A 12557-nucleotide genomic window follows, 5' to 3' on the forward strand; every position below is an offset into this window, starting at 1 on the left:
GCCTTAAAATCAATGTATTATGAACCTGGCTTCAAAATAATCGCCTTATTTAGTTCACTAAATGCGTTGATTATTTTATCGCCAGAACCATAATCTCTTGATTTACAACTAAGAAAAATTTTAAACATACTCTTAAAATGGATTGTTCTGTCAAGATAATATGTTAACCGTGTAGGAGTTATTGAATGAATTGAAAAACATAGCCTAATTCCTAAAATTCGAACTCCAACGTGGTTAAATCACAGTGGGAGATATTTTTCAGAGTTCAAGTCAAAACACAAGAAGAGCGTTAAGAAATCATCGCAAACGTTTTTAGCTCCGATCTGTGGCCGTTGTGCCATAGTTCAGACAAATCCTTCGGCGAGTATTTTGCAAGCAGAGATTTGGGAAAAGAGCCACATTTCATTAAGTTCTTAATCCTGACAGAGCACTAAGAGCAATTCATATTGTATTAGCTTCTCTAAATGAAAACAACCCATTCAAGTTGGTACCTGAATGGGTTGTAATTATGATGTAGACATCCTATTAATTCATTAATAGAAGGTAAATCTATTATCGTCTATATCTTTGTTTTTCTTGAGTGCTTCCATCAATCTAAAATTGACCTGACCTCTGGCTTGCTGAGTGAGCATCATTTTTTGCATAAATGCACCCGCTTCAGTTGTAGCTGGTGTTTTGGTAGTGAGTTTTGCCATAAACACTCCTGAACTACCCGCAACAGGACCAACAAGACTACCTGTTTTTGTACTAAACACTTTTCCTGTCAGCAGAGGTTCAAATGATCCGTCGGGTAATGAGGCTGAACCAAAAGAAACATTTTCGGCAACTTCTAAAGAGTCAGAAAAAATACCGGCAATTGCATTTAAGTCAGTCCCTTTCATCTTGGATTTGATGATTTCTGCTTTTTTAGCATTTTTTACCAAAGCTTCGATATTGCTTTTTACTGACTCGACTGTGGCTATTCCGGGCTTGTCGATCGATTTGAGTGCAGCGATAAGATACTTGCTGTCTACATAGTTGGCTTCATCGGCAAAAGTATATAGTTCAGGAGATACCTTGCCTACGTCAGTATTATCTTCAAATGCCCACCTGATGATGTCTCTGGATGTTTGTCCTGAAGGAAGGTTTGATAAGATGTGGTCATTTTTCTTAATACCACCTGCTACTTCTACCTTCATATCACCTGTAGCAAGCTTATTGAGTTCTTCTATGGATTTCGTTTTTTCAAGAGTTGCCATTACTTTATCCTTGATAGCATTCTGAGTGGCCTCCGACGGAACAAGAGGCTGTACCAGATATGCTACATTGTATTTTACTTCATTGGTTTTGTAGATGAGATTTTCTACTTTGATGAGATGTACTCCAAACTGGGTAGTCACTTTGTATAAGTTACCTGGTTTACCATTGAATACGGCTTCATTGAATTCAGGTACCATAGCACCGGGTACAAATGTTCCAAGATCTCCGCCATTGGCGCCCGATCCGGGATCCTGGCTATTTGCGATAGCTGCATCTTTGAAACTGGTTTGACCTGAAGTGATCGCGGCACGTACGCTATCGATGTGTTTATTGGCTGCAGCCAGCTGTATAGGATCATTGCCGGCAACACTTCTCAGTATGTGGGATGCTTTTGCAGAGTCTGCTATCACTTTTTTATCTACCAGTTTGGCAAGTATATACATTTTTGCATCTACATAAGGACCGTAGAGCTGACCTGTAGAAAGCGATCCAACCTTATCCTTCAGCTCACCTTGCAGTTCGTCTTTTTTAGAATATGCACCCTTGTTATAAAAGCCATTATTGCTTGCAGCGAAAAGGGAGTCATTTTTTGTATTTACAAATTCGGTAGATAGTAAGTTCAGTTGATCTTTGATTTTTGCAGAATCTTCTGCTGTAGGTACCACATCATATACAAGGAATGATATGTTTCTTACTTCTTCCTTATTGGTATATTTTGTTTCATTTTCTTTGATATACTTGCTGAAGTCATCATCTGTGAGTTTTACATCAGTATCCTTCACGTATTCAAACGGGATTTTTACATATTCAAAAGTAGCTGTTTCATTATTGATTTTATCAAGGGCCTCAGCGTACCATGTTGGTGTATATATTGATTTAGCTACCAGATTGTTGAGTTTGGTTTGCTTTTGGGTCTTGATCACCTGCTTTCTCAACTCATTAAATCTCGCTGCAAATTCAGGATTTGTGACTGTACCTTCATCCACCGCTTTCTTTATTTCTTCCAGTTGAGCACGGTCTATTTGTCCGGTTTGGGGATTTGTATAAAATGATTGAACGACAGGGCTTAAATTAGCGCCAAATTCTAGTTCATTGAGTTCATCACTTCCTACTCCTATGCCAGTGCTTTCACTAATTTTGTCAATGATGGCTTTTTCAATAAAAAAATTCCATAATGAGCTTCTCCTGCCATATACATCTCCTGAACCTTGATAAAGTGCCTGCTCTGCCCTTTGAAAGTCCATGTAATCAATTTTATTACCATCGATTTTTCCAAGGGTAGTTTTGGATCCAAATGAATTGCTGCTGCCTCCACTGGTCATATCCATGATGATAAATCCGGCTAATGCCAAGGCCAGCAATACAACTACCAGCCACATATTGTTTCTTATTTTACCTATTAATGCCATATTTTTTAAAAAATTTTATTAGCTATAAATATTAAACAGTGCTTCCTTCGTGAAAAAGCGGCACAAAGGTAAAATAATTAATGCTATTTCCAAATATCATAATACTGTGAAGCATATTTTTATTTAATTTTGATTTATTTTTTATTATGAAACCATTTTACACGATCATTTTGCTTATCATTTCTAATGTATTTATGACATTGGCATGGTATGGACATCTTAAGTTTGCCGAATGGAAATGGTCTGCAAAACTGAGCCTTTTTTCGATAATCCTGATCAGTTGGGGTATTGCCTTTTTTGAGTATTGTTTTCAGGTACCTGCCAACAAAATAGGATTTACGGGCAATGGTGGTCCATTCAACCTATGGCAGCTGAAAGTATTGCAGGAAGTGATAACTCTGGTTGTATTTACAGGATTTGCAGTGTTGGCATTTAAAACAGAGACTTTCAGACTGAATCATTTGATAGGATTCATTTTCTTAATTTTGGCTGTATATTTTATTTTCAAAAAGTAGCATGTTTATTTTTGGTTTATCAAGCCCTATTGCGAAGTTTACTTTGGCTTTTGGTTGATTGTTTATAGTAAACAGAAAATATTTGAAAAAACATAATTCATAATATAGTAAATTAAATAATTATGATTTAAAATATTCGTATTCAATTTTCTGTTTAGTATATTTCATTCCAAATTTAGTTAATATTTGGGATAAATTTAGATAACGCAGTCCTTACTTCATTCCTGTAACACTAGCGGTTCGTTGGTAGTAGGTTTGTTTAATTTATCACTGCGTTTATTTTACCCCAAAGTTCGTTGTCAAACCCTGATACTGCAAAATTTATATTTGCTGGATCAGATACATTTCCCATTCTTACAATCACCATCTTTTTACTTGGAACTACATAAATTCGTTGGTCTTTGGCTCCCATTGCTGAATACATATCTGCAGGAGCGTTTGGTACCAAATAGCCTTTAAATACAGTTTGTTCACTTGGAATCATATAACTTGATTTACCATTTAACCACCATAAATACCCGTAAGATGGATTAATATTTTGCGAGGATGAGGTACTTTCAATAAAAAAAGATTCATTTACTACCTGTTCATTATTCCATTTACCTTTGTTTAAGGCTAAAAGCCCAAATCTTGCCATACTTCTTGTAGTGCTGTGATGTATAGTAAAAATGGTTCCAAAATTCCAATAGCCATCCATTCCTATTTTATTTTTCAGTTTACTGTTGAAATAGGATTCAAAAGATGTAGCACTGGCATTGGCAACAACATCTGTCAATTTTTGAAAAATATTGCTGTAAGCCCATCTTGTTCCAGCATCTGCAATATATGTCAGGTTTGGCTTGATTACAAGTTGTTTAGTATCATCATTGCCAGCCGTCATTGCCAATAAATTTTTAATTGTAATTAAATTTTCTTTTTGTATTCCCATACTAGACCAGCCAACACCTAAATAATCAGCTGCTTTATTTCCAATATTCAATAAACCTTCTTGCTGTGCAATTCCTGTCGTAGCGCTTAATAAACTCTTGCCCGCGCTATTCCATTCCCAATCTGTTGTTGCTTTATGTCCATCAAAGTACTCTTCCATCACTATTCTTCCGTTGACGAGTATCATAAAAGATTTTGTGTTTTTTTGTATCAAAAAACTTTTTAAAGTTTGAACAGCGTTTTGATTCCAACCTAAACTTGAAAGAGATGTGGTTTCCCAGGTAAAATTTGTATTTGAAGGAAAATACATAGATTCAGATGGTAGTGGTTGGCTTGTGTCGTCATTTTTTCTACAACTGACCATGGATAGTAATAACACTAAAAAAAGAGTAACAGACTTCATAAGGGTTTTGATTTTTAATTTTCTAATTGGACATGTTATTTCCTCAATGGTTTAATAGATATAAAGTACTTTTGTCAGAGTTACGTTTTATAATTACTGCCAGGTTGTAGCTATGTCACGGCTGACCAAATGGGCACGCTCTGCATTATAGCCTGTCCAAGTGCCTTTGGATGGTAAATGTAAGACTAAAATGTTATTTGTGCATCTTGATATAAAACAAGTTATCCGGGGAGAATTCAGCCCCGTAGAATAAATCCAAAGGGGTAGAAAGTCTCTCATGCCTTGAGATAACGTCCCAAAGAAATGGCAAACTGTTTATGAATTAATATCAATGTCGTTTTATTATGGAATTTTTCTTTGTTTTTACCCTATCTCTGAACTTGAAACGAAGCACAAAGCTTCATTTAACCACTGAACCCGCTTTTTTGCCAACCGCTGTTACCAGCAGTGTTTCCCTGTCAGTCATCTGTTTTTATTATTTATTCGTCTTTTGTTGATTTCAGTCGCAACATTAAGTTCAATGTAAACAAGTCCACAAATAATGGCTATTTCCCCTAAAAAGTATGCTATCCCAATAGTTGTAAGCTGAGGGTGATAGAAAAATATAAGACCAATGGTCAAGATGCAATAAAGCAGGTTAGCAATACTAATACCCTTAATAAAAGGTGTCCAGTTCGCTTTAATTACAAAAAAACAAGTTGTTGAATAAATACAGAAACAAACTGCAATCAAAGAAAGGTAAGTCAGTATTCTTTCAGGCATTCCAAAGTATTCGTTGATATTTCTCAATACTACAAACAATAAAAACGCAGTAGTCAAAGCCCCTATACTGTCAATTAGGAAGAGTTTTTTTGGCTCTGATGATAATTGTTTTATAATCTTACTTACAGTCTTTATCATTTAAAATGCAAATTTTAGTTTATCAAGCGTTTACAAGTTGTGTTAGGTGTTTGTGTGGTCTTCTAACTTTGCTGGTAACGTCCAAGGCTATGTGATGGATGAAGCAATAGCGAATCTATCATCATAGCCATTGTGTGTGCCTTGAATGGCAAATGTACAATTTTCATTTAAGTTGTACAAACTGCTTAAAGAAGCAGTTTGTCTGGAGAGTGAAAGCCCGTAGGATAAATATCCAACGGGTTGAAAGTCTCTCATACGCTGGTGTAACGCCCAGAAGTATTAGTAAACTGTCCGCCGCGGCGGATGGTTTAGAGTGATCTAAGCACTGAAGTAAGCAGGACTGCAAAAGTCGGTACTCTGGGTGGCTTGCGAGAGCAAAGAGTAGGGATATAGGAACCGGATAAGAGGCTGGTCAGGTTGGGTCAGATGACTGACCGATCCCGAAGGGTGAAGTACTGAAGTGCTTCAAGGGAAGGAACCGCGAAAGCGGATGGGTTGACATACTAACGCCCGAAGTTCTGATACCTGATGAGTAGATCCGGTCGGGAAGTCAGAGATTGTCGTATGGTCGTTGTGTTTGTCATTTAGCATTACTGGTAACTCATAGGAATATCTACGAATTCGCATGTACAAAGATAAATTAATTGCACAAAACCCAAAGCGAATTTGTAGATATTTAAGTTGAACGAGCCGTATATGGGGATTTGCTTTGATTGTAGTAGTTATTTTTTATTGGCTTTGGGCTATAATTTTGAGTTTTAGACATTAATCTTTTGCAATAGCTTTTGGTTTTACCTTCCTAACCTAAGATTTGATTAGATTTTTGCGTGTTCGACCTTGATTTTGACTTTTGTCTCCATAGATACCTCAGGCCTCGATGAAGCATTAGGGTCTATTGGTACTATTTTGGGTGTTTGTGCAGGCGATTTGTTTCTACTTTCTCGGCCAATGTGCTTTTCGTACCATTCAGCATCAGGTTTTATGATTTCTATCTCACTATCTGTGGATTGACATGAAACGCATTTTATTTTTTCCTCTTCTTCGTCTTCCGTTATTTGTAGTAAGGCTTTCACTATCTGAAACAATGTTCTTATGGTTTGACCATTTTCTTTGATGAGTGCCGGGATTGTTATTTTTATTTTTCGGATTTTGATTTGGTCATGATGCCATATGTTCTTACTTTTTGAAAGTTGGGAGGTAAGACATGTATCATGATTTGTCGCATGGCTACTATGGGGTCGAGTTGCTTGATCGCTTTAGGCGCTGCTTCATTGGGTTTTTGATTTGTGTAGTCATTGTATTCCATTTTTACGATCTGTTGTTTTTCATCATACTGTATTTTTTTATTACTTACTCCTATTCTGCATATGTATCGACCTAGGTATTCTTCTATGACTTTGGTATGAGCAGTAGGTGGCGTGTTGTGTACACACCACCTCACTTCTTTGGTACTATTGATGATACCTTTTACTGTTTGATAATACGATGGATCGATTTTCTGCAGCTGACTTTCCAGCTCTTTGATAAAGATGGTTTTGAAGGTGCTACATATTTTGCGATACGGTGCGATTTTATTTTTTCGTTTGGGCCATACCCATTTGCCATCCTTGCTTACACCTCCAAAGGTGACCAGGGTATGCAGGTGTATATGTTGTTTGAGATCTGAGCCAAATGTATGCAGTACGGCTGTCATTCCGGGTGTACCTCCTACATTTTCTGGGTCTCTTGCCAGTCGTTCTATGGTGAGCCAAGCTGCCTTAAATAGCACGCCATACAATAGTTTTGGATGGCCTTTTCCTATATAATTTAGCTCGTGAGGTATGGTAAAGATGATGTGCTGATAGGGACATTTAAGCATCTTGCTCGCCAGCTTGTCTTGCCATTGTATACGTTTTATACTTTGACATTTTGGACACTGATTATTGCCACATGACTTATATAAGTAGGTCTTCTTTTTGCAACTCCTACAACTTATCACTATCCCTCCGAGCGCGGGTGTTTTACATTTACTTACATCTTTGATAAATTTGATCTCGTGCTTCTGCGGTTTGTATAGGTGGATATATGCTTCTTTGTACGCTCTAAATAGTGATCCTATGTCTGTGAATGGCCCATCAGACTGATTTGGATCGTTGTAATCGGATGGATTATGCTTTGACTCTGAAAGTTTACACATAAATGAAGGTATATCGAGGTCGTTTTTAGATTGGTGTGACCTAACATCTTCTGTATATATACAATATTCGTTCCATGTTCCATATGATGGGTAGCGTAGCAATGACGCAATGTATGTGGGCTCACATCATGGATGATGCCTGCTTTCTCTTTAGCTCGTTTCATGGCATGCTGTATGTTGCGTTCAGGCAGTGCATCTTGTGTTGTCTCCCCATAAAAAAGTCTGTCTGTAGGTCTGTAGATTTTGTAATATTGTCTTAATATTTCTATCAATTCCATCGGTACATCTACATATCTGTCTTTGTGACCCTTGCCTTTATCTATCTTGATCTGTAGTCTATCAGAATCAATGTCTTTTACCTTGACCGACAAGGCCTCACTTATGCGCATCCCTGTAGCATATAGGAAGATGAATAAGGCTTTGTATTTGAGATTGCGTACGTGCGAAATGAGCTTTTGTACTTCTTCTTTTGATATGACATTGGGCAGTTCTTTATTTACTTTGGGTCGTGGGAACATCGGGGTATTCCACGCTTTTTGAAGTACTTCAACAAAGTATTTTTTAATGGATGAGTAATCCATATTGATGGTTTTCCAATCCATTTTTTGACTGTATCTATATAAAAGATATTGTTTTACAGCAGGATCTGTAAATGGATCTTCTATGCTCTGATCGTTACAATATTGGAGATACTTCCTCAATATTGTCAGGTAAGAAATCCGGGTTTTAACTGGTGAATTGAGCAATATCAGTCGCTCCTCATAAGCCTTCAGGTGGTTGTGTACAGGTATCATTTTATTATTATTTAATTATACCTGGTAGGCCAAATACCATGCCTAATAACTTGTCTTACTGATATTTAGATATATTTATTTTTAGGTTTGTTCAACTCTACTTATACGAACTTTTGTTCGTGATTTGTAAATTTTATATCCGTTATTTAACGTTTTTTATACGTTGTACACGGTTTTTGGCTTGCTCTTTGTTTTGATTTAGTCTCATTATCCTTGGGCTTTACACCCTTTGCACCTTTCTATGTCCAAAAGTAAAGAAAATTACTGATTTCAGGATGGCTTTTTTATTTAAATTTTTTGGTGCTGCTGTCCACGAAGTATTCAGTGATGTGGTCATTATGGTTTTTGCACCGCTATCACTTTCTCGAGTGTCTGACCAGGTCCAGCAGGTTGAGCATCTCGGCTTCTGTGAGGTATCGCCAGGTATCGTATGCTATGCCATCGAGCGTGAGATCCATAATTCTGATTCTCGTGAGGGCTTTTACGGTGTATCCCAGATATTCGCACATGCGACGGATCTGACGGTTGAGTCCCTGTGTGAGGATGATGGAGAAAGTATGATCATTGATTTTGTATACTTTACATGGGCGGGTAACGGTATCCAGGATAGGTACTCCGGTAGCCATAGTCTTGATAAAAGCCTGGTCTACAGTTTTATTTACCGTGACGATGTATTCTTTTTCATGATAGTTGCCTGCACGGAGTATCTTATTTACTATATCGCCGTCATTGGTCAGGAGGATCAGTCCTTGTGACATTTTATCCAGTCTGCCTACCGGAAATATGCGCTCACTATAGTTCAGGTGGTCAATGATATTGTCAGGATCTCTTTGATCCGTTGTACACACCACACCTATAGGCTTGTGGAAGGCAATGTATACGGGTTTTGGTTTGATAGAGATCAGTTCCCCATCAAGTGACACCTTATCTCCCTTACTTACTCTGTTGCCTTTTTTGGCCACGATGTTATTGATCATCACCCTGCCGGCATCGATGAGCTTATCGGCTTCCCGACGCGAGCAAAACCCTGTATCACTGATGTATTTGTTGAGACTGATGTGTTCCTGATCCATTACTGCAATCCTCCGAAGTCTATAAAAGTATCGAATTTCTCCACTATTCTGTATTTAGGGCTTTCCTTTTTATTCAGATGTCTTGAAAGGCTTACCAATTCACCCTGCAGAGGTTCAGCATCTTCCGGAAGATTGTTTTTATTCATGATGCTTTCCAGCCTGATACCATATTTTTGAGCTATTTTGTACAAGGTCTCTTTTTTGGATATAGTATGAAACGCGAGTGATACGTCTTCAACAGATTTTTTCTTCTTATCAAAATACACAATTTCGTCAGACTGCAGGATGTAGTCCAGACTTTGGATACGTTCATTATATTCGAGTAGCTCGTACACATCTTTTTTGTTGCGCAGAGCCAATTCTTTGATTGATTCACCACCGAAAGCATGAACCATCCTGACGTCATTGATTTTGTTCGTTTTGTACTTGCCGATCACAGATTTTGCAAGCTTATCATTGCTTTCATTAGTTGTAATCTCAGATCTTATGACATTTTTTTCAGGTACATTTTTTTCTGTCTCTTTCTTTTGACTGACTTTTTTATTGTCCTGAGGTACTGTGGTGACCAAGGTGAATCTTTCAGTATTGATCTGTTCGTCATATTCGAAAAGACGGTTGGTTTCGATGATTTTGATCAGCTTGGACGGGTAGGAAGGGTCAGATGCGTATCCGGCAAACTTCAACCCATTGGCCCACCCGACATAATCTGTGGTAGCTAAATCAAACAGGAAGCCATACCTTGACTTCTTGGAAGGATGAGTCAGAAATTCTGAATGTGCTATATATGATTGTTCGCCACTTTCATAAGCCCTGAAGCAGCTTTCGATGATGGTGCCAGTGCTGTCGGTATCATCATCATGTTTGTAATAAGTAAGCCCGGTCCAGTCCTTGCTGCACTTGATGCCAAAATGATTGTTGGCCTGGCCTGCCAGCGGACTTCTGCCCAGATCAGATTCGAGTATGCCTTGTGCCAACTTGATGCTCGCCGGAATACCTGTCCTGTGCATCTCTGAGATGGCCATATTTTTATACCTGTTTATATAATTTTCTGTTAATTTTTTATTGCCAAATACATATACTGCACTTGCAAAAATCAGGCTTATCGCCATTACACTATGTTTTATTACAGCCACCATACATATTAAATATTATTTTAATTTGTAATTACAAATATCATTCCGAAAATTATATTTCAGCATATTCATAACTTATAAATGAATTTTTTTGTAAAAATATTGTTAGTATTGCATGTCGGATATTCGATGATAAAATTATAAAACTTTAAAATGGACATTACAGATTTGCTACAGGGACCGATGAAAGATATCATCATAAACCAGGTAGGTCAGCAATTAGGCTTAGGCAACTCACAACAAACAAACTCAGCAGTAGATGGTGTATTGGCTACTATCATGAATGCTGTGGCAAAGAATGCCAGTTCTCCTGAGGGTGCAGGTGGACTGATGGCAGCACTGGACAGAGACCACGATGGCAGCATACTGAACGACCTTGGAGGATTTTTGTCTGGCGCAGTACAACCTCAGAACCCCAAAACAGCCAATGGAGCAGGTATATTGAAGCATCTGTTGGGAGAAAAACAAGATACTGCTGCAGAATCTATCTCAAAAGCCAGCGGTATCGATACAGGCAAAATTTTGTCTATGATGGCCACACTGGCTCCTGTAGTGTTAGGTTTCCTTGGTAAAGCAAAACAATCCATGCCGCAACAACCCCAACAACAGCAAACAGGTGGCGGATTGCTTGATTTTATACAAGGTGCTACAAAAACTGTCAACCAACAACCTTCTACACAGAGTATTTTTTCAAAACTGCTGGACAAGGATGGTGATGGAAGCATGATTGATGACATCGCTGAGATGGGTGTAAAATCTATTTTCGGCAAGATACTGGGCGGAAAATAAATATTTGTACTGCCTACCCAAGGTAAAAGCTTTTAAACCATAGAAATCAGCATTTTTTTGATTGAAATGGATCTTACCTGTGTAGTTGCAAAAACTAAATAAAAATCCAAGTGTTCCTAATTACAGAAGTTTTGTTTTTAGGAACACTTTTGTTAAAAAAATTATATCAAGATGATCAAGTATATCATCCTTTCTGTGATTGCCTATTATATTATTACCTACTATGTAGCGCCTATGATAGAAAGTAATAAGAACACTATAAAAAGAGATGGCCGGAATTCTGAAAATAATAAAAATCATCATGATGATGATTATATAGATTATGAGGAAGTGAAGTGATGATTTGGAGACAATTACTCAAAATAAAATAATGGATCTTTCTGCTTTAAAAATTCTTACTGAAAAAGGACCTTCTGAATCAGATTATAGTATCATAGATGAAACTGAAGATTTTGTAGTTGTCCTGAAAAAACACGGAATTGCCGTTCAGGCCACCGATAATGAAAAATATGATCTTGAAACTATCCTCAAGAAGAAGTACAACCAGAATATTTTTGTTCTTAACAGAATAGATCAACCGGTAACGGGTATTGTTATTTTTGGTAAAAATAAAGAATTTGCCAGTGAATTTACAGAAATGCTGAAAGACAGAACTGTAAAAAAAACGTATCTTGCCATAGTCTCTGGTGTACCTGAAAAAGATCCAACCATACTGAAACATTATATCAAAAAGCTCCACAACAGAGCGATGACCGCAGACATAAAGGTGGATGACTATTACAAAGAAGCGATACTTGAGTACACTTTATTGCAGTCATTTGACAACTACTTTTTGCTCAGAATAGATCTGAAGACGGGAAGATTTCATCAGATCAGAGCACAGCTTGCGACTATGGATATGCCCATAAAAGGTGATCTGAAATATGGCTCAAAACGTCCCAACTTAGACAGAAGTATATGTCTGGTATCTTACGAACTTGAGTTTACCCATCCCTTTACAGGTAAAAAATATTCGTATAAATCACCTTTACCTCAAAATGATGTTTTGTGGGGACTTGTGGATACCGACAAGCTGTAGAATCATACCATCAACATGGACACAAAATAATGTAATACCACTAAGGGACCAAGACACTAAGGTCCACAAAGGGAAAGTTCATTCCTTTAAGGGACGCCAATCTAAGTTTTTTGTTTATCTT

At 37.5% G+C, this 12557-nt stretch carries 13 protein-coding genes; 4 read left to right on the forward strand and 9 right to left on the reverse strand.

Going from position 1 to position 12557, the window contains the following annotated elements:
- Window positions 1–533: 533 nt before the first annotated feature.
- Window positions 534–2648, reverse strand: coding sequence for a peptidylprolyl isomerase (locus IPK35_23030; GenBank protein ID MBK8056063.1), 2115 nt, complete (start codon window positions 2646–2648; stop codon window positions 534–536).
- Between the two features lie 146 nt (window positions 2649–2794).
- On the opposite strand from IPK35_23030, the gene IPK35_23035 reads away from it, so the two are divergent.
- Entirely contained in the window at window positions 2795–3163 is a 369-nt protein-coding gene (locus tag IPK35_23035; protein MBK8056064.1) for a DMT family protein, read from the forward strand.
- A gap of 259 nt (window positions 3164–3422) precedes the next feature.
- On the opposite strand, the gene IPK35_23040 is transcribed toward IPK35_23035, so the two are convergent.
- The 8 genes from IPK35_23040 to IPK35_23075 all read right to left on the reverse strand — a co-directional run bounded on the left by IPK35_23040 (window position 3423) and on the right by IPK35_23075 (window position 10572).
- Entirely contained in the window at window positions 3423–4493 is a 1071-nt protein-coding gene (locus tag IPK35_23040; GenBank protein MBK8056065.1) for a serine hydrolase, read from the reverse strand.
- A gap of 462 nt (window positions 4494–4955) precedes the next feature.
- Window positions 4956–5393 carry a hypothetical protein gene (locus IPK35_23045; GenBank protein MBK8056066.1) on the reverse strand — a complete coding sequence of 146 codons (438 nt, stop codon included), beginning with the start codon at window positions 5391–5393 and terminating at the stop codon, window positions 4956–4958.
- Window positions 5394–5480: 87 nt separating this feature from the next.
- Window positions 5481–5648, reverse strand: coding sequence for a hypothetical protein (locus tag IPK35_23050; GenBank protein ID MBK8056067.1), 168 nt, complete (start codon window positions 5646–5648; stop codon window positions 5481–5483).
- A gap of 560 nt (window positions 5649–6208) precedes the next feature.
- Window positions 6209–6478, reverse strand: a complete 270-nt coding sequence (locus tag IPK35_23055) for a hypothetical protein (GenBank protein MBK8056068.1) — start codon at window positions 6476–6478, stop codon at window positions 6209–6211.
- A gap of 50 nt (window positions 6479–6528) precedes the next feature.
- Complete coding sequence (locus IPK35_23060) at window positions 6529–7569, reverse strand: transposase (GenBank protein ID MBK8056069.1); 1041 nt, start codon at window positions 7567–7569, stop codon at window positions 6529–6531.
- Entirely contained in the window at window positions 7488–8363 is an 876-nt protein-coding gene (locus tag IPK35_23065) for a tyrosine-type recombinase/integrase (protein ID MBK8056070.1), read from the reverse strand. Before IPK35_23065 ends, IPK35_23060 begins: the two co-directional genes overlap by 82 nt.
- Before the next feature lie 356 nt (window positions 8364–8719).
- Window positions 8720–9436 carry a pseudouridine synthase gene (locus tag IPK35_23070; GenBank protein ID MBK8056071.1) on the reverse strand — a complete coding sequence of 239 codons (717 nt, stop codon included), beginning with the start codon at window positions 9434–9436 and terminating at the stop codon, window positions 8720–8722.
- Window positions 9436–10572 carry a glucosaminidase domain-containing protein gene (locus tag IPK35_23075; protein ID MBK8056072.1) on the reverse strand — a complete coding sequence of 379 codons (1137 nt, stop codon included), beginning with the start codon at window positions 10570–10572 and terminating at the stop codon, window positions 9436–9438. The genes IPK35_23070 and IPK35_23075 overlap by 1 nt, the downstream gene beginning before the upstream one ends.
- Window positions 10573–10722: 150 nt before the next feature.
- Here IPK35_23075 and IPK35_23080 point away from each other — a divergent pair, with 150 nt between their 5' ends.
- The 3 genes from IPK35_23080 (at window position 10723) to IPK35_23090 (ending at window position 12436) form a co-directional block, all read left to right on the forward strand.
- Entirely contained in the window at window positions 10723–11358 is a 636-nt protein-coding gene (locus tag IPK35_23080; protein MBK8056073.1) for a DUF937 domain-containing protein, read from the forward strand.
- A 171-nt stretch (window positions 11359–11529) separates the two neighbouring features.
- Window positions 11530–11697 (forward strand): hypothetical protein, encoded by a 168-nt coding sequence (locus IPK35_23085; GenBank protein ID MBK8056074.1) that lies wholly within the window; start codon window positions 11530–11532, stop codon window positions 11695–11697.
- Window positions 11698–11728: 31 nt separating this feature from the next.
- On the forward strand, window positions 11729–12436 hold the full coding sequence (locus tag IPK35_23090; protein MBK8056075.1) for an RNA pseudouridine synthase: 708 nt from the start codon (window positions 11729–11731) through the stop codon (window positions 12434–12436).
- The last annotated feature ends 121 nt before the right edge of the window (window positions 12437–12557 follow it).

The sequence above is a fragment of the Saprospiraceae bacterium genome, assembly GCA_016713025.1.
GTDB lineage: Bacteria > Bacteroidota > Bacteroidia > Chitinophagales > Saprospiraceae > OLB9.

Coding starts and splice junctions, on each gene's coding strand:
- IPK35_23030 (MBK8056063.1), bottom strand. CDS start 2,648: ATGGCATTAATAGGTAAAATAAGAAACAATATGTGGCTGGTAGTTGTA.
- IPK35_23035 (MBK8056064.1), top strand. CDS start 2,795: ATGAAACCATTTTACACGATCATTTTGCTTATCATTTCTAATGTATTT.
- IPK35_23040 (MBK8056065.1), bottom strand. CDS start 4,493: ATGAAGTCTGTTACTCTTTTTTTAGTGTTATTACTATCCATGGTCAGT.
- IPK35_23045 (MBK8056066.1), bottom strand. CDS start 5,393: ATGATAAAGACTGTAAGTAAGATTATAAAACAATTATCATCAGAGCCA.
- IPK35_23050 (MBK8056067.1), bottom strand. CDS start 5,648: ATGAGAGACTTTCAACCCGTTGGATATTTATCCTACGGGCTTTCACTC.
- IPK35_23060 (MBK8056069.1), bottom strand. CDS start 7,569: ATGTGTAAACTTTCAGAGTCAAAGCATAATCCATCCGATTACAACGAT.
- IPK35_23065 (MBK8056070.1), bottom strand. CDS start 8,363: ATGATACCTGTACACAACCACCTGAAGGCTTATGAGGAGCGACTGATA.
- IPK35_23070 (MBK8056071.1), bottom strand. CDS start 9,436: ATGGATCAGGAACACATCAGTCTCAACAAATACATCAGTGATACAGGG.
- IPK35_23075 (MBK8056072.1), bottom strand. CDS start 10,572: ATGGTGGCTGTAATAAAACATAGTGTAATGGCGATAAGCCTGATTTTT.
- IPK35_23080 (MBK8056073.1), top strand. CDS start 10,723: ATGGACATTACAGATTTGCTACAGGGACCGATGAAAGATATCATCATA.
- IPK35_23085 (MBK8056074.1), top strand. CDS start 11,530: ATGATCAAGTATATCATCCTTTCTGTGATTGCCTATTATATTATTACC.
- IPK35_23090 (MBK8056075.1), top strand. CDS start 11,729: ATGGATCTTTCTGCTTTAAAAATTCTTACTGAAAAAGGACCTTCTGAA.